The following is a 17,540-nucleotide window of genomic DNA, read 5'->3' as shown; positions in this document are numbered from 1 at the left end:
GTTATTATGAAAAAAATATTCTTCCTCTTCTTGATATTTGTGATGAACATTGGTTTTAGCCAATATTCCATTTCTGGAAATTTGACACCCACGAAGGATTTCAAATGGCTAATCGCTTATAAATTAACTCCAACAGGGCAAAACTATATAGCGGATACCGAGGTCAGCGAAGGTTATTTTAATTTAAAACTACCGGTTACAGCTCAACCAGGAATGTATCGGTTAGTCTATGCCGTTCCCCAAGATGAGTACTTTATCGATGTTATTTATAATAAAAAAGAGGATATCGAATTCAATTTCGATTTAGATCAGGGCATCAATTTTATCAAATCCGAGGAAAATTTGTTGTACACGAATTATTTAGATGAAATAAATAGTGCACAAAATGAATTGTTGGATTATTACTCGACCGGAAGAATATCTCAAAATGAATTCAATGAGATTACTGATCAGCTTAGGAATGTCCAAAACAGATATGAAGCTATTGCTCCGGAGTCTATTGCGCATCAATTCATAAGTTCAAACAGAAATTACGTTCCCGAAAGTCAGGTGCCCTTGGAAACTTTACTTCAAAACAAAAAATCGTCTTACTTTGAACATTTGGATGTGGACAATCGCATTTTACAGAGTTCGGGTTTTCTAACCGATAAAATTACGAACTACGTGTTTTCTGCTCTTTCACCGAGTATTTCTACCAAAGTTGAATTGGAAAAAGCGATTAATGAAAACATAGCGGTCGTACATCAAAAAATTTCATCTACACCTGAAGAATATAAACTAGCCGTTTTTCATAAACTCTGGAACATGGCACAAGATAATTCCCTCTCTACTGTAGGCGATTTGATTTATGAAAACTATTTGAAAGTCTTAGCCCTGGAAAACGGAAACACAACAATAATCGATGAGATAGAAACTACATCAAGATTACGGTTGGGCACTAAATCCCCTGAAATTACCTGGGAAAAAAATGGAAAAACCTATTCTTTGTCAGATTTGCAAGGAGCGGAAAATTATGTACTTGTATTTTGGAGCAGCACCTGCTCCCATTGTTTAAAAGAGGTTCCACAACTTCATAAAGAACTTGAAAATTTCAAGAATGTAGCGGTTTTAGGCGTTGGTTTAGAGGTTGATGACATCAAATGGAAAAAGGAAGTAGCCCGTTTACCGAACTTTGAACATGCCATTGCTCTTGGGAAATGGGAAAGCGATTACGCCAAGGTTTTCGCTATTGACAAAACACCTACATATTTTATCCTGGACTCGGAAAAAAGATTTATCGCACAACCAGAAAGTGATAAAGAGCTGATAGAATTTCTTAGAAAGAAGGAATAATTTTAAAGCGTCTTCAAATCTTTGATGGTCTTAAAAGCGATATCTACCTGATCATCGTTGACCAAAATGGTGAATTCATTGGTCGTAGAGATAACCTCATAAAGTACGATTCCCTCCCATGCCAATCTTTGAAATATGAAATAGTAGATTCCCGGAACCGATACATTCTCGGCTGGCAGTTTAACGGTAATTGAAGATAATTCTTCTGCCTTTTGAGTACACCTTTCATCCTTGAACAACTTCTCGACCGTTTTGTCCATAACATTGCTGATGACAATATTGATTTCGTTAACACCACGGGAAGATGTATAGAACACATCTTGTTTATTATTTATTTCTTCCAGCAGCTTAGCTTGTTTTACCAAAATATCGTCCGATGCTAAAAAGGTATAATCAGTGAGCGAAGACCTTACGGTAATTTCCCCAATATTTTTGAGAACCTTTATAATCTTATGGGTAGCGCGGAATTCCAAATCGTCCGAAAGACGTTTCAAGGCCATAACGATAGCCCCGTTACGGATGTCCTTACCCAGTTCCTCTTCAATTTCCGGTTTTACTATTCTTGACAACGATGTAAGGTTGATGATACCTTGCGCCAAAGCACTTTGCAAAAATGGTTTTTTTCTTATGTACTGCTCTACAATGGATGAGATTGTTTTCATGATTGATATATTATATTCAAATATAACAACATGTTACAAATAAAACAAATTGTCTTAAAAATTCAATTTTTTGATTTAGTAGAATAATCAGAAATGAAAGAAGGCATTTTCTAAATGTTCCATTTCAAAACTTTGTTTGTTCTTTAGAATAGTAATAATATCGAAGCGGACTTCAACGTCAAGATTTGCCTCGGTCACATAATGGTCCGCAGCCATGACCAACAATTTTATTTTCTTGGGCGTTATAGTATCGGCAATATTTTCTATAAAGTTAGAGCTACGGGAACGTACCTCAACAATGGCCAAAATTTTCTCTTTTTGTGCGATAATATCAATTTCTGCTTTTAAATACCTATAATTCCTATAGGTAATTTTATATCCCTGTTTTAATAGATAATCCACCGCAATTTGCTCACCCTCCTTACCAAATTCATTGTGTTTGCCCATAAAATTAGCCAGATATAGTGCAGTTCATCGAAAATATAGGCAAGTGAACGGCTTTTTAGAAATTTGCGCTTACTTTCGAATGTCAGTTGACGAAAGTACACGGATTAGTATACTAAGCCAAATTTCGTGACGTTAAATAGAAGCCCCAACTCTATGAACGTAATATACTAACGCCTTTTAGACTATGGAATATTTCATTAATTGTAATACTTCTACTCTTGCGCCTTATAATGCTCCACTAGATCAACTTAGAGCTTCGCATTTGTATAGAAGATTAGGATTTAGTGCATCCGTTGACACCATTAACCAGGCAGTTGGTCAGAATGCAGGTACGCTGGTTGATGCCTTGGTAGACCAAGCCATCAACATGCCTCCACTTGCGGCCCCTACTTGGGCTGACTGGACCAATGCCAACTATCCGGCAGACGATGATGCCCGAAGACAATTAAGAAACCAGCAACAGAGCGAGTTTCGACTGGCTTATGCCAATGGTTTATTAAACAACAACCTCCGAGATCGGTTAAGCTTCTTTTGGAGCAACCACTTCGTTACAGAATTGGATGTTTACGACTGTAATTCGTTCTTGTACTACTACATTAATTGTTTACAACGAAACGCCATCGGTAATTTCAGAGATTTTACCAGCGAAATTGGTTTGACCAGTGCAATGCTTTACTATTTGGATGGGGTATTCAATAATGGTAACAATCCAAACGAAAATTATGCTAGAGAACTCTACGAGCTTTTCACGCTGGGAGAAGGAAATGGTTATACGGAAGAGGATGTGATTGAAACCGCACGCGCGCTCACAGGTTATGTGGAACGTGGCGAAGTAGGTTGTACACCGGTAACGTTTAGGGCAGACCGACATGATGCCGGCACAAAGACCATTCTTGGTCAAACGGGGAACTGGGGTTACGATGATGTCATTACCATTTTGTTCCAGCAACGACCAAATGAAATTGCAGAATTTATCTGTAGGAAATTATACGAGTTTTTTGTTCACCCGGATTCAAAGGACGAAGCCAATAATGCACAGGTCATTATCGATGGTTTGGCAGCTACTTTTTTAGCCAATGACTTTGAAATAGCTCCTGTCCTAAGGCAATTGTTCAAGAGTGAACACTTTTTTGATGATGAGGCCATTGGGGTGATCATTAAAAGTCCAATGGACTTTTATTTTAATACGTTGAAGGAAACCAGCTTTGCCTACACGGATACTACCGTAAGCGAAATGCTGAACTATAGCAGATTACTGAGCCAGGAATTATTTGACCCGGTTGACGTTGCCGGTTGGCAACGCGATAGAACGTGGATCAATACGAACTTCATTATTGGCCGCTGGTTGACGATTGAAAGTATGTTGGAAGCATTTTATCAGGCAAACAACGAACAGTTCCGGTCTTTGGGCCTTTCTATCTCCGGAAATGTTGGACTCACCAGTAACAATCCTGATGAAGTTTCTAGACTAATCATTGATTTTATCCTACCCAAAGGTCTTTTGGACGATGGGGAATATCAAAAGGCTTACGACATCTTCAGAAGTGATGTCGAAGACGTATACTATGAAGGAGGAAATCAAGAATCATGGACCCTGGCTACATGGCCGGCAGCTCCCTTCCAAGTCTACTTACTACTACAATATTTGGCAAGACAACCTGAATTTCAACTAAAATAATACCTACGATTATGTGCGATATAAATCACAATTCTCCTCATAAAGGCCTTCAACACGATGGTCACGATCACGAACACCAATATTGGAGCCGTCGTTCCTTTTTACAGGCATTGGGTATAGCCGGTTCTGGCTCTATGATGTTGGGCGCCAATATGCTCACGGCCTCTGCCCCTTCCCCATTATCTGCGGGTATTGCGGCAGCTGAAACCGATAATATTTTGATATTGATACGCTTATCCGGAGGTAACGACGGTCTAAGTACGGTAATCCCTATTGAGCAATACGATAGTTATGCCAATGCAAGACCTAATATCTATATTCCGGAAAGTAAAGTCTTAAAACTTACCGATGAATTTGGAGTTCCTTCCTACATGAGTGCTTTAGAACCCATGTGGGGAGAAGGTCAGTTCAAAGCTGTGCACGGGGTTGGATATGAAGGTCAAAGTCTTTCCCATTTTACGGGGTCAGATATCTTCGCAAACACCGATTTGGCTACGACCGGCTTTAGTGGTTTGAATACAGGCTGGATGGGTAGGCATTTTGAAAACATCTATCCAGATTACTTAGTCAATCCACCAGCGGCCCCTGCGGCCATTCAAATTGGTCAGTTTGGTAGTTTAGTGTTTCAGGGAGAGGAGACCAATTATGCTTTCGTGACTTCTAATATCAATCAATTGGAAGAAATTGCCGAATCCGGAGTTGTATACGGTTTGGACGATTCTCTTTTTAACGATTGTATGTACGGTGACCAATTGAAATTTTTAAGAGGAGTTGCCAACACGACCTATGAATATTCCGGCTTGATTCATGAAGCATACGAACGCGGTGACGCATTAGGATGTGGTGTAGAGTATCAAGATAACGGCTTTGCAAGACAACTATCCGTCATTTCCAAGCTTATAAAAGGAAATTTAGGGACCAAGGTCTACATGATTTCCATGGGTGGTTTTGATACACATGGTAACCAACCTCTGGCCCATGAGCGACTTATGTCCAATCTATCCATAGGTATCAATAGTTTTTATGAGGATTTGGCCTGTACACAACAGGATAATCAGGTTTTGAGTATGACTTTTTCCGAGTTCGGTAGAAGAATATTTGAAAACGGTTCCAATGGTACCGATCACGGTAAAGCGGCACCCACCCTATTCTTTGGTTCTGGACTAAACGGAAGTGCCTTCGTTGGAGATCACCCAACTTTGGACAACCCGGATGGTCGTGGAAACCTGGAATATACCATGGATTTTAGAGATTTGTACGCAACCGTCCTTGCAGAATGGTTGTGCGTAGATATACCCCTAGTGGAACAACATTTGTTGGATCACCCTTACGCCCCTGTAAATCTTGGATTTAACTGTAGTGGTGTTGACTTTCCGGACATTGTTTACAGTGATGGAGATGTCACCCCACCAACACCACCAGACGGCGAAGGGATGGATCCAGCGCCATTTGACCCAGATTTACTGAATGCTATAGTTCACAAACCGTTCTATCCTACGGATAGTACACCCCACATTTACTTGGAAATGCCGTTCACGGCCCAAGTAGACATCCAATTATATAACATTCTTGGACAAAATGTGGGCACCGTCTTTAACGAGATGATGCTAGAGGGCTCCACAGAAATAAACATACGAGAGCGCATGCCCAAGCACCTATCTACTGGCAAGTACATTTATCGTATAAGTGTACAGAATCAGAAAATGAGTAAGTCAGTTATGGTAGCTTAATCTGTTTCCCCACTATGCAACTTGGCCTTCGGCGGTATCTATTAGATATGCCGAAGGTTTTATTTTTAGGGCAACACGCAATTCTTAGGTATAAAAATCTTTATTTTTGTGGCCTAATTCGAATACATGTCTACCAAAATAGAAGTTCCTAACCGGTATACCATTACAGCCGCATTACCTTATACAAATGGTCCTATACACATTGGTCACTTGGCCGGGGTGTACGTACCGGCAGATATATATGCACGCTATTTAAGATTGGTAGGTAAGGACGTCGCCTTTGTGTGCGGAAGCGATGAGCACGGTGTGGCTATTTCAATGAAGGCCAAGAAAGAAGGCATTACGCCCAAGGATGTCATTGATAAGTATCACGGAATTATTAAGCAGTCTTTTATTGATTTTGGAATCACTTTTGATAATTATTCAAGAACGTCTGCTCCCGTACACCATAAGACCGCATCGGACTTTTTTATTAAACTATATGAGAATGGTGACTTCATTGAAGAAACCACTGCGCAATTATATGACGAGGATGCCCAACAGTTTTTGGCCGATCGCTTTGTCATCGGAACCTGCCCCAAATGTGGAAATGAGGAAGCCTACGGCGACCAATGTGAAAATTGTGGGTCCTCGTTAAATGCTACCGACCTCATAAATCCTAAATCTACCATAACCGGAAGTATCCCAACCACCAAAGAGACTAAACATTGGTTCTTACCCTTAGACCGTTATGAAAATTTTCTACGGGAATGGATATTAGAAGGGCATAAAAACGATTGGAAATCCAACGTTTATGGGCAATGCAAATCTTGGATAGACGGCGGGCTGGAACCAAGGGCGGTTACTAGAGATTTGGATTGGGGTATTCCAGTACCTGTTAAGGGAGGGGAAGGCAAAGTACTTTACGTATGGTTTGATGCTCCCATCGGTTATATTTCTTCCACAAAAGAATGGGCCGAACGTGAAGAAAAAGATTGGGAACCCTATTGGAAATCAAATGATACTAAGCTCGTACACTTTATAGGCAAGGATAATATCGTTTTTCACTGTATTATTTTTCCGGCAATCTTAAAAGCCCATGGAGATTTTATACTTCCGGACAACGTACCTGCCAATGAATTTTTGAATTTGGAAGGCAACAAATTGTCGACCTCCAAAAACTGGGCGGTCTGGCTCCATGAATACTTGGAGGAATTTCCAAATATGCAGGACGTACTTCGTTATACCTTAACCGCAAATGCTCCAGAAACAAAGGATAACGATTTTACCTGGAAAGATTTTCAAGCAAGAAACAATAACGAGTTGGTTGCCATCTTAGGAAATTTCATCAATCGCGTGGTGGTATTGACACATAAGTATTATGGTGGAATAGTTCCTAGTCCCAATAGTCTAACAAACGTTGACTCGGAAACCTTGACGGCCCTTAAAAACTTCCCAGAAATCATTTCGAGTTCTATAGAGCGTTACCGTTTTAGGGAAGCAGGACAGGAATTGATGAATCTTGCCCGCTTGGGGAACAAGTATTTGGCGGATGAAGAGCCCTGGAAAGTCGTTAAAGAAGATGAGGAACGGGTAAAGACAATCATGTTCGTTGCTTTACAGATTGCCACTGGCTTAGCGGTATTGAGCGAACCCTTTTTACCTTTTACTTCAAGCAAACTAAAAGATATCTTAAATGTCAGTTCGAGTGATTCGACCTTGGAGAATCGTATCGAGAACAAATGGCAAGATGTTTCTCAAAAAGAGACCCTGCTCCCTTCCGGACATCAAATTAACGAAGCGTCACTACTTTTCAGAAAAATAGAAGACTCGGAAATTCAAGCACAATTGGATAAACTTGCAGCCACAAAAAAAGACAACGCAAAAATGGACGTATCTCTGGAACCACAAAAAGACACCATAAGTTTTGATGATTTTACTAAATTGGATATGCGGGTCGGAACCATCGTAGAAGCCGAGAAAATGGCCAAGACCAAGAAATTATTGGTCCTCAAAGTGGACACCGGGCTTGATAAAAGAACTATAGTTTCAGGTATCGCAGAGAGTTTTAGTCCAGAAGAAGTCATTGGTAAAAAAGTTACTGTCTTAATTAACTTGGCACCTCGTGCACTTAGGGGTGTAGAAAGCGAAGGCATGATTTTGATGACCGAGAACACAGACGGAAAATTAGTCTTCGTTAATCCCGATGAGGAAGATGTTGATAACGGAAATACAATTAGTTAATTGGAACACCCTAGCGACTTAAAACCCTAGGGTCATAATCATCCTATGCTAAAAATTGCCTTCCATCCCATTTACAAGCATCCCTTACCGGAAGGCCATCGATTTCCCATGCTGAAATACGAATTGCTACCCAAGCAATTATTGCACGAAGGTACCTGTACGGCCGATAATTTTTTTGAACCTGAACTACCCAACGACAAGTACATCGTTGCCGTCCACGATCCTGAATATTATTACGATTTGTTGAATATGAAAATTCCTCACAGGGAAGCCCGTAAAATCGGATTCCCTTTATCCGAGGTTCTCGTGGAACGCGAACGTATCATAGCCGATGGTACTATGAAAGGCTGCGAATTCGCCCTTGAAAACGGAATTGCCATGAACATTGCTGGTGGCACCCACCATGCCTACACTAACAGGGGTGAAGCATTCTGCATGCTGAACGATCAGGCGATTGGCGCACGATACCTTCAGAAGAACGGTCTTGCCAAAAAGATTTTAATAGTAGATTTGGACGTACATCAAGGCAACGGAACTGCAGAGATATTTCAAAAAGACGCTTCGGTCTTCACTTTTTCTATGCACGGAGCCGGCAACTACCCTTTTAAAAAAGAAAAATCCGATATGGATATTCCTCTAGTAAAAGGGACGGGTGACGATACCTATTTATCCATCCTTAAAGAAACTTTGCCCAAGCTCATAGCTACGGAAAAGCCCGACTTCATCTTCTACCTATGTGGCGTGGACGTCATCGCTACTGATAAATTGGGAACTTTAGGGCTGACCGTAGAAGGGTGTAGGCAACGCGATAGGTTTGTTTTGGACACTTGCCATAAATTACAAATACCGGTTCAATGTAGTATGGGCGGTGGCTATTCACCAGAAATAAAAGTGATCGTGGATGCACACGCAAATACTTTTCGAGAAGCCAACGAAGTTTATTTTTGATATTTCTCACCAATAATGGTTTCAAAATGAGCTATTATTTCTTCGAAACGAATCCATTTTCCACAGAAGTAATATTAATTTTATGACATGAAAAGATATCTCCTAGTACACCTACTACTTCTCGGAAGTTTCCAGACTATTTATTCCCAAGACAGCTTAAGCATTAAAAATCCCGATACCCGATGGGAAATGTTTACTTATGATATAGGCAACGTATTTACTGGAGTAGGTTATTCCTATGCCCGTCCTTTTCATTGGCAGGGCAAGCAATGGGCCCATTTCGGAGCAGTGGTTGGCGGAACCGGCCTGGTATATCTAGCTGACGATAATACTTCCAGATTTATTAGAAACAATAGGGAAAGCGTTCCTTCCTGGTTAAGGGATTACGGCGAACTTTACGGTAGCCCGGAAAATAATTATATAGCCACTTCCGGGGTATATCTTGCAGGTTTGATAACGAAAAATGAAAAATTACGCCGTACTGGGGTATTATTGATATCATCAGCTACTTCCGCGGGACTTTTACAACAGGTCTTAAAATCTGTGGTAGGAAGGGCTAGGCCATTAGCAAACTTGGGCAAAGACACTTTTGATCCTTTCAACTCAAGCAGGAATTTTCATTCCTTTCCCTCAGGACATGCACTTTTAGCATTTACCAATGCCTATGCTATAGCAAAGCAATTTAAAAATCCATGGGTAAAAGCAGGGATTTACACCGTTGGGGCGATTCCGGGTTTATCCAGAATATGGGACGGCCAACACTGGTTAAGTGATTTCGTTTTTGCCTTAGCAATTAGTGTCGCAACCGTGGAATCGATAGACCGATACCTGGACAGGAAATACGATGAAAAATATAACAACCAGCAAAAAATGGTCAGTTGGAATCTCAACTTTGGTCCAGGTCAAGTGGGCCTGAACATTCGTTTCTAATTTTTTAGAAAATAATATAGGTGCTAAGTACCAAGGCCGTAACCAAAGCGCCTGCTATCCAAGCATATTTCCAGGGAGTTGTGTCGATTACCTCCGTTGTTTGGGGCACATAGATTTCCGTTTTCGGCTTAATGGCTCCTATTATAAGCATGATTACCACATTGATGACGAACAATATTCCCATGATGTGTAAAAAATGAGGATAGGCCTCCGCCTCTATAATTGCTAGTTGACCGGCATCAGTAATACCGTTTGCCTCTGCTTCGGCAAGCGCGGAACCAATCATTTTTGGCCCTAGGTACAGCAAACTTACGAGATACATCAACACACCCCCGATCAACACAATTTTGGCACCTATTGCCGGAACTTTCTTGGTCAATATCCCAATAGCTACTACAGCTAAAATTGGGACACTTAAACTTCCCAAAGCCTGCTGAATGTAAGAGAATAGACCATCTGGGGCATAGCGAATAAATGGGGCTATCGACATGGATACTAATGCCAATCCAAACCCGAAGAATTTTCCAGCTTTTACCGCTTTGTGTTCCGAGGCTCCGTGATTAAAGAATTTCTTGTAGAGATCAAATCCGAAGAGGGTAGCACTACTGTTCAGTAAACTATTGAACGAACTCAGTACGGCACCAAATAAAACGGCAGCAAAGAAGCCCAATAGGCTGGCTGGCAAAACACGGCGTACCAGCTCTGGGTAGGCAGCGTCGGCATCGTTAAGCTCGCTTCCAAACAGATGCCAAGCAATGATTCCCGGAAGCACGACGATTACCGGTATTAAAAATTTGACAAATGCTGCAAGCATCATTCCCTTTTGACCTTCGGCCAGGCTTTTAGCTCCAAATACACGCTGTAAAATAGCTTGATTGGTCCCCCAATAATACATTTGCGCAATCATCATTCCTGTGAAAACCGTACCGAAGGGAATGGACGAAGTGGTGTCTCCTATTACGTCAAACTTATCTTGATTTTCCGTCCAGAGGGTGCTTAGCCCATCGACTAAACTACCGTCTCCCACAAGGGCCAAGCCAAAAATCGGGATGAGCAATCCACCAATAAGCAGACCTATTGCATTAATTAAATCGGAAACGGCGACGGCTTTTAGGCCTCCGAAAATTGCGTATACGATACCGATTGATCCGATACTCCAAACACAAATCCAATAGGAAGTGGTTTCTGAGATACCGAGTAGCTCTGGAAGTTCGAACATTGTAATAAATGCCTTAGAACCAGCATATAGAATAGTTGGCAACAGGACAATTCCAAAAGCTATCAAAAACAGAACGGAGAGTATGGCCTTTGTGTTTTCGTCAAAACGTTCTTGTATAAATTCGGGTATGGTGGTAATACCCTTGTTCATATACTTTGGGAGTAACCAGACCGCGGTAATCACCATAGAAATTGCCGCTAGGGTTTCCCAGGCCATGACCAAAATACCTTCTGAAAAGGCCTGCCCGTTAAGTCCCACAATTTGTTCTGCGGATAGGTTAGTTAACAATAAAGATCCTGCGATCGTAACAGCCCCTAAACTTCTACCTCCAAGATAAAAACCATCTGCGGAACTTTCATCCGTTCCTTTTGTAGCATACCATGCTACTCCTGCAACCAAAAGCGTGAACCCAATGAAAGTAATTATCGAAAGCATAGATTATAATTTAAAGTTAGTTGGTGGTTATTTTTAATTGTCGATTTCTTTCAAAACTTTACATGGATTTCCAGCCGCCACAACATTCTCGGGTATATCTTTAGTGACCACGCTTCCTGATCCTATAACACTATTTTTCCCAATGGTTACTCCTGGATTTATGATGGCTCCGCCGCCAATCCAAACATTATCCCCAATCGTTATGCTTTTTGCAAATTCCAGTCCCGAATTTCGTTCTTTGAATTCAATTGGATGGGTTGCAGTCAACAATTTTACCGATGGGGCCATCATGACATTTTCCCCAATGTACACAGGGGCGGCGTCTAATATAATACATCCAAAATTAGCATACGAATTTTCACCCCAATAAATATTGGAGCCATAATCGCATGTAAAAGGGTTTTCTATGTAAAATTTTTGACCTGTTTTACCCAACAATTCTTTAAAAAAGTGCTTACGTTGCCGTTCCTTATCCTCAGGTATTTCTGCAATTTTTCTCAAAAGTAAACGAGCTTTTAATCTGCCAGATACTAATTCTTTATCACTAGGATCGTACATAAGACCCTTGATCATTTTCTCTCTTTCCGTCATATCCTGCTCTTAGTTATTTTTTTGCTATCATAATTCCGCAAGGTGGAATTGAAATCTCCAGTAACCCCTTCCTATATTCTATTTTTTCATTACTTCTAGGTTTACCCTGACAATCAAAAATTTCACATTGATAAGTCCCCATATCCTGTAAAATTTTCAGGACTACACTTTGGGTTGTTTTACCGTTGATAATATGAATCTTTGACCTATCATTTTTAATAGGCACAACATAATCCTCATAAACCCCAATGATATGATAAACCGAATCGGAGACCTCGAGCAGCGGATAATTGGCAAGTGGTCTTGAAGGCATAAAATATCCATTGACTAAAACATCGGCATAGGTTTTCCAGTATGTTGTCCAAAAATTGATCATTTTGATGTAAGATGGTCTCGCCTTATTGAGTAGTATCGATAATTGTGGAACTCCAAATAGAGTATTCACCATTTGCAACGCAGCAATCTCCAAGGGCTCATTTGGATGCCAAGTAATCATATCCGAATGTACCGCAGTGTTGCCGGCCAACATTCGTATATCGGTAATACGCACTCTGTTCATAGTGGCATCTCCCGGACAGTCAAAAGCCCGGAACATGTTCCCGTATTTACGCATCGCCGGACCCGTATATTTTTGTCTGAACTCTATGATTACTTCTGGATTTATTTCCTTTAGGGCATTTTTAGTATCTGCAAGTAGTCTGTCAACTGCCGTATTTATGGAATCGTAGTCCATGCCTTCGATTCTACCGGAAGTGTTTTCATACCAGTGAAAATCATCAATGAAATCCAATTTAAAGCCATCCAGGTTCCAATCCCTAACAGCACTGGTGTATATATTGATAAGGTGTTCCCGTACCTCTGGATATCTAGGATCAAAAACAGGTGCCCATCTGTGCTCTTCGGTTAAAAATTTTCCTTTGAATTTCTCATAGGCCTTAGATTTTTTCCCACAAAAAGGAACCGAGTACCATAGTGCTACCTTCATTCCTAGGTCGTGGATTGTTTTGACAAATTCTCCCATTTCTGGAATACGTTCCGGGCGCCAATCTCCCGTAAAATCGTACCCTCGGTTAGAATCCTTTGTCTGCCATCCATCATCTAGAATAATTACCTCGTATCCCATTTCTTTAGCCAGTTTACATTCCTTTAATAGTAATTCTGGCTCTAAATTTTGGTGAAATTGGTACCATGTAGAATAAACCGGTTTTTTCGCTATCTCCGGAACATAGGCGGGCTGAAGGTTTTTAAAAGATTCCCACCATCTGGAGACATCCCTGATACTTTCGGAAAAATGGACACTTCTTGAATCTAATCTTAATTGGGCATTGAACCCGTCTAAAGGATAATGCTGCTCCGAAAAAAAAGTGATATTACAGTAAATCAAATTATCCTCCTCTCGTAAACTTGCGTTCATTTCAAGTCTATCAATGGCATTGGAGCACGAGAAAGTGAAAATATTTTCATCCTGGCTTCCGAAAAGACAAATTACAGGAGCATTTATGGATATTCTTGATTCCATTTGTAGCAATTCCCAATCTGCCTGTATCCTTTTGTTGAAATCAGCCGTTGGTTTCCAAATTCCCTTTACGTTTATCCCAGGTACTTTCCATTTCAAACTAATCGTCTCACAAGGAACGAATAATTGTCCTATTATCTTAAAATCAAGGATAGTGACTCCCTTTTCATGGTGAACCTCGGTAATTTTAGTTTCAATATTTGGATTATCGTTTACTATCTGAACATTCCATCCATTTTCCACCTCAAAACTTACTGCCATATGGCTAATATTATGTTCATAAAAAACAAATCAAAGAAAAAATACCTAAATCCATTCAAACTAATAATTTAAAATTAACAAAAGCCAAGCAAATGTTTTTACTCGGCTTTCAAATTCTAGGATAGAAAACAACTAACTCAACTTAATTATTATATACTATGCTATTTTTGTAAAAATAATTAAAAACCCGTTGTGAATTACTAATGACATTAAATATTCGCAAGTATTATATATGAATACTGTGTTTAATTAACAATATAATTAAAAGACCAACAATTTAACTACCATTAAATTAAAGAATAGAGATTTTTTTTTATTTTTAATCAACCTATGAGTAGATTTAATGCATACATTTGTTTGTAGCATAGAGTATCATAATACAGTTTTGAAACAGTACGTTTCTTTATTGTACATAGCTCTTACGAGAATAACTAACTTAAACTAACCGATTATGGAACACAATCTTAAAAAGCAAAGTGGATGGAAAATTATTACAATCCTATTTGTTTTCCTTTCATTTCTTACAGCAAGTTCAGCAATCGCCCAAATTACCGTTTCAGGTACTATAAGTGACAATGTTGGACCCCTTTCCGGTGCTAGTGTGGTGGTCAAGGGAACGACCAATGGAACGGTCGCCGATTTTGATGGCAACTATACCATTGACGTGCAAGATTCCAATGGCACCTTGGTTTTTTCTTACGTAGGCTATGCCAGACAAGAAGTTGCCATTAACGGTAGGACAACAATTAACGTGACCCTGCAAGAGGACACCGAAGCTTTGAGCGAGGTCGTCGTGGTCGGTTACGGCACCCAAAGAAAAGCGGATTTAACTGGAGCCGTGGGTTCAATAGGCGCTGCGGAAATTATCAAACAGCCTATTGTAAGTCCAGACCAGATATTGGCGGGTACCATATCGGGTGTTAACATAACGAACCGTAGTGGTGATCCGGGCGCTCCCGTTAGTGTTAATATACGTGGTGTTGGAACCTTGAGTGCAGATGCCAATCCGCTTTATGTTATTGACGGTGTTCCGTTAGTTGGCACCAACAACATTACCGTAAACACTTCATCGACTACAGATTCGAACCCATTAGCCAGTATTAATCCCAGTGATATTGAAACAATAGATGTTTTAAAAGATGCGGCTTCAGCTGCTATATATGGTGCAAGAGGCGCAAATGGTGTTATAATCATAACTACTAAGAAAGGTTCTGCCGGAGACCCTAAAGTGACCTATGACGGATACGCATCCGTTGCCTCTGCGAGAGATCAATTAGATGTGCTTAATGTTCAACAATTTATAGATATACAAAGTGAGCTTGGTAGGGATTTTTCACAATTTAGTGGTCAGCCAACCGTAGACTGGCAAGATGCTATTTTTCAGAATGGCTTTGTACAAAACCACAATGTTGGTGTTAGTGGAGGTGGTGAAAATGGAACGTATTATATTTCCGGATCTATTTTGGACAATGAAGGTATTCAGAGAGCACAGTCATTTAAACGATATTCCTTAAGGGCGAATTCGGAATTTAGGGTAGGTAAAAGACTAAAATTCGGTGAATCTTTGCAAATTAGCCAGAGCGATAGATTAACGCAGAGCGAAGGCGCATTGAACGCCGGTTTCAATGCGGCTTTGAACGCTCCTTATTTTGAAGTATTCGGTGATGGACCCTTCGGCTATAATCTAGCAAATCCAAGCACTTTAGGAGGGGCAAGTGGCTCAAATTATGTCTTACTAACTGATGAACGAATAAACAGTACTACCATTCAGAACAGAAAAGTATTGGGGCATTTTTACGGAGAACTGGAAATCATAGACGACTTAAAATTAAGACCTTCTATAGGAATTGATTATAATGTAGGCTCCGGTGATTTCTTCCAAGCAGCAACTACATTGGATGGAAACTCAGAAAGGCAATCTTTATTAGTGCAATCGAGACCAATTGAATTTACCCTAACCACGGGTGCAACACTTTCATATGACAAAACTTTTGGAGACCATAATATTGGAGCATTGATTGGGGTTGAACAAACAAAATTTAGATTTAATAAAGTTAGACTACAGGGAAGGAATCTTTTTAATGATAATTTTGCCGCTAGTGGTACGGCCGTAGCCGGGGCGAACGAAGCTGATTTATGGACTTTACAGGGTATTATAGGTCGTATAACCTATAATTACCAAGGAAAGTATTTAGCAACTGTCAATGTTCGTAGGGATGCAACCTCTAAATTTGCTGATGGTTTCAGGGATGATGTTTTTCCATCTATATCAGTAGGTTGGCGTATTTCACAGGAGGATTTTATGAGTGATTACGATTTCATAGATGACTTAAAACTAAGAGTTGGATACGGCGAACTTGGAAACCAAAACTTGGGCGATGGGACAGCCAATACTTTTCCTTATTTGACCACGCTTAACAATAATATTTTCTATGTAATAGGCGATGGTCAAGGCACAGTAGTAGGTCCCGCTCCAACAACCTTCGCTAACCAATCAATTGGTTGGGAAACTTCCAAACAAATTGATATTGGTCTGGACTTTAGTTTGCTAAAGGGTAAGATTACAGGGGTGTTTGATTATTACAAAAAAACCAATCAAGATGCATTAGTACAACTTCCATTACCCTTCGCCAGCGGGTTTTTCTTACCAGCTCCGACCAACGCGGGTGAGATAACCAACTCTGGTATAGAATTGGCATTGAACTACAAGAATAGAATTGGTGATTTTGAATACGGTATAGGTGGTAACCTAACAACAGTAAAAAACGTTGTACAAAGTTTAGGTCCCGTAGAACAAATTATTTCAGGCGTCGGTGGCGCTGGTTCACATAGAACAATAGTAGGTGAAAGCCTTGGGCACTTTTTTGGATATAAAACCGATGGGCTCTACCAAAACGCCGCCGAAGTTGCAGCGGCTTTACCTGATGCAAATGGAACTCCGTCTCCAGGTGATATCCGTTTTGTTGATGTTAATGGTGATGGCGTAGTAGATGCCAATGACAGAACCATTTTAGGCAGTCCGTATCCAGGATTTTTCTACGGGGTTAATTTTCAGGCTGCATATAAAGGTTTCGATTTTTCCATGTTGCTGAGAGGTGTAGGAGACAGACAAATTTTTAATTCATCCAGAATCGCCTTGGAAGGTTTGACGGGAACCAATAACTTTAGTACCTCAGTTTTAAATAGATGGAACGGTGAAGGTTCGACAAACTCAAGTTCAAATCCAAGATTGGCAGCTGGGGATCCAAATGGAAACAACAGGGTTTCTGATCGTTTTATAGAAGATGCAGATTATCTAAGGATTCAGAATATCCAATTGGGGTACACGTTACCTCAAGATAAGCTACAAAGCTGGACTGGGGATTTTGTATCCAATATGCGGTTTTACCTTAGCGTACAGAACTTAGCGACTTTTACCGGCTATTCCGGATTTGATCCGGAAGTTGGACGGGCTCAAAGTTTCCAAAAGGGTAATAATCCACTTGCCACAGGGCAAGATGACGGACAGGCTCCCTTGCCAAGGATAGTTCAATTAGGTTGGTCCGTAAGCTTTAATTAAAAAATTGTT

The 17,540-nt window shown here is 40.4% G+C and carries 12 protein-coding genes; 7 read left to right on the top strand and 5 right to left on the bottom strand.

Annotated features, from left to right (window positions below; all coding sequences use genetic code 11):
• Window positions 1-6: 6 nt before the first annotated feature.
• Complete coding sequence (locus tag N8A89_RS09700) at window positions 7-1,332, top strand: TlpA family protein disulfide reductase (RefSeq protein WP_281542090.1); 1,326 nt, start codon at window positions 7-9, stop codon at window positions 1,330-1,332.
• A 2-nt stretch (window positions 1,333-1,334) separates the two neighbouring features.
• Here the strand turns inward: N8A89_RS09700 and N8A89_RS09695 are convergent, their stop codons facing one another.
• Window positions 1,335-1,994, bottom strand: a complete 660-nt coding sequence (locus N8A89_RS09695) for an aspartate kinase (protein WP_281542089.1) — start codon at window positions 1,992-1,994, stop codon at window positions 1,335-1,337.
• An 87-nt stretch (window positions 1,995-2,081) separates the two neighbouring features.
• Complete coding sequence (locus N8A89_RS09690) at window positions 2,082-2,441, bottom strand: YraN family protein (protein WP_281542088.1); 360 nt, start codon at window positions 2,439-2,441, stop codon at window positions 2,082-2,084.
• A 184-nt stretch (window positions 2,442-2,625) separates the two neighbouring features.
• On the opposite strand from N8A89_RS09690, the gene N8A89_RS09685 reads away from it, so the two are divergent.
• The 5 genes from N8A89_RS09685 to N8A89_RS09665 all read left to right on the top strand — a co-directional run bounded on the left by N8A89_RS09685 (window position 2,626) and on the right by N8A89_RS09665 (window position 9,950).
• A complete protein-coding gene (locus N8A89_RS09685; RefSeq protein WP_281542087.1) occupies window positions 2,626-4,119 on the top strand; it encodes a DUF1800 domain-containing protein in 1,494 nt (497 codons plus the stop codon).
• Between the two features lie 11 nt (window positions 4,120-4,130).
• On the top strand, window positions 4,131-5,849 hold the full coding sequence (locus tag N8A89_RS09680; RefSeq protein ID WP_281542086.1) for a DUF1501 domain-containing protein: 1,719 nt from the start codon (window positions 4,131-4,133) through the stop codon (window positions 5,847-5,849).
• A gap of 126 nt (window positions 5,850-5,975) precedes the next feature.
• On the top strand, window positions 5,976-8,072 hold the full coding sequence (metG, locus tag N8A89_RS09675) for a methionine--tRNA ligase (protein WP_281542085.1): 2,097 nt from the start codon (window positions 5,976-5,978) through the stop codon (window positions 8,070-8,072).
• Window positions 8,073-8,117: 45 nt separating this feature from the next.
• Window positions 8,118-9,020 carry a histone deacetylase family protein gene (locus N8A89_RS09670; protein WP_281542084.1) on the top strand — a complete coding sequence of 301 codons (903 nt, stop codon included), beginning with the start codon at window positions 8,118-8,120 and terminating at the stop codon, window positions 9,018-9,020.
• A gap of 87 nt (window positions 9,021-9,107) precedes the next feature.
• A complete protein-coding gene (locus N8A89_RS09665) occupies window positions 9,108-9,950 on the top strand; it encodes a phosphatase PAP2 family protein (RefSeq protein ID WP_281542083.1) in 843 nt (280 codons plus the stop codon).
• Window positions 9,951-9,954: 4 nt separating this feature from the next.
• Here N8A89_RS09665 and N8A89_RS09660 read toward each other — a convergent pair whose 3' ends face one another.
• Genes N8A89_RS09660 through N8A89_RS09650 form a run of 3 tightly spaced genes read right to left on the bottom strand, consistent with a single transcriptional unit; the run spans window position 9,955 to window position 13,972 of the window.
• Complete coding sequence (locus N8A89_RS09660; RefSeq protein ID WP_281542082.1) at window positions 9,955-11,604, bottom strand: solute:sodium symporter family transporter; 1,650 nt, start codon at window positions 11,602-11,604, stop codon at window positions 9,955-9,957.
• A gap of 33 nt (window positions 11,605-11,637) precedes the next feature.
• The gene (locus tag N8A89_RS09655) at window positions 11,638-12,195 is read right to left on the bottom strand and encodes a sugar O-acetyltransferase (protein ID WP_289644236.1); all 558 of its coding nucleotides are present in this window, start codon (window positions 12,193-12,195) and stop codon (window positions 11,638-11,640) included.
• Window positions 12,196-12,208: 13 nt separating this feature from the next.
• Window positions 12,209-13,972, bottom strand: a complete 1,764-nt coding sequence (locus N8A89_RS09650) for a glycoside hydrolase family 36 protein (RefSeq protein ID WP_281542081.1) — start codon at window positions 13,970-13,972, stop codon at window positions 12,209-12,211.
• A gap of 451 nt (window positions 13,973-14,423) precedes the next feature.
• Here N8A89_RS09650 and N8A89_RS09645 point away from each other — a divergent pair, with 451 nt between their 5' ends.
• Window positions 14,424-17,531, top strand: coding sequence for a SusC/RagA family TonB-linked outer membrane protein (locus tag N8A89_RS09645; protein WP_289644235.1), 3,108 nt, complete (start codon window positions 14,424-14,426; stop codon window positions 17,529-17,531).
• Window positions 17,532-17,540: the final 9 nt, after the last annotated feature.

Source organism: Maribacter aestuarii (genome assembly GCF_027474845.2).
GTDB lineage: Bacteria > Bacteroidota > Bacteroidia > Flavobacteriales > Flavobacteriaceae > Maribacter > Maribacter aestuarii.
This window is presented reverse-complemented; position numbering and strand designations above follow the sequence as displayed.

Coding starts and splice junctions, on each gene's coding strand:
- N8A89_RS09700 (WP_281542090.1), top strand. CDS start 7: ATGAAAAAAATATTCTTCCTCTTCTTGATATTTGTGATGAACATTGGT.
- N8A89_RS09695 (WP_281542089.1), bottom strand. CDS start 1,994: ATGAAAACAATCTCATCCATTGTAGAGCAGTACATAAGAAAAAAACCA.
- N8A89_RS09690 (WP_281542088.1), bottom strand. CDS start 2,441: ATGGGCAAACACAATGAATTTGGTAAGGAGGGTGAGCAAATTGCGGTG.
- N8A89_RS09685 (WP_281542087.1), top strand. CDS start 2,626: ATGGAATATTTCATTAATTGTAATACTTCTACTCTTGCGCCTTATAAT.
- N8A89_RS09680 (WP_281542086.1), top strand. CDS start 4,131: ATGTGCGATATAAATCACAATTCTCCTCATAAAGGCCTTCAACACGAT.
- metG (WP_281542085.1), top strand. CDS start 5,976: ATGTCTACCAAAATAGAAGTTCCTAACCGGTATACCATTACAGCCGCA.
- N8A89_RS09670 (WP_281542084.1), top strand. CDS start 8,118: ATGCTAAAAATTGCCTTCCATCCCATTTACAAGCATCCCTTACCGGAA.
- N8A89_RS09665 (WP_281542083.1), top strand. CDS start 9,108: ATGAAAAGATATCTCCTAGTACACCTACTACTTCTCGGAAGTTTCCAG.
- N8A89_RS09660 (WP_281542082.1), bottom strand. CDS start 11,604: ATGCTTTCGATAATTACTTTCATTGGGTTCACGCTTTTGGTTGCAGGA.
- N8A89_RS09655 (WP_289644236.1), bottom strand. CDS start 12,195: ATGACGGAAAGAGAGAAAATGATCAAGGGTCTTATGTACGATCCTAGT.
- N8A89_RS09650 (WP_281542081.1), bottom strand. CDS start 13,972: ATGGCAGTAAGTTTTGAGGTGGAAAATGGATGGAATGTTCAGATAGTA.
- N8A89_RS09645 (WP_289644235.1), top strand. CDS start 14,424: ATGGAACACAATCTTAAAAAGCAAAGTGGATGGAAAATTATTACAATC.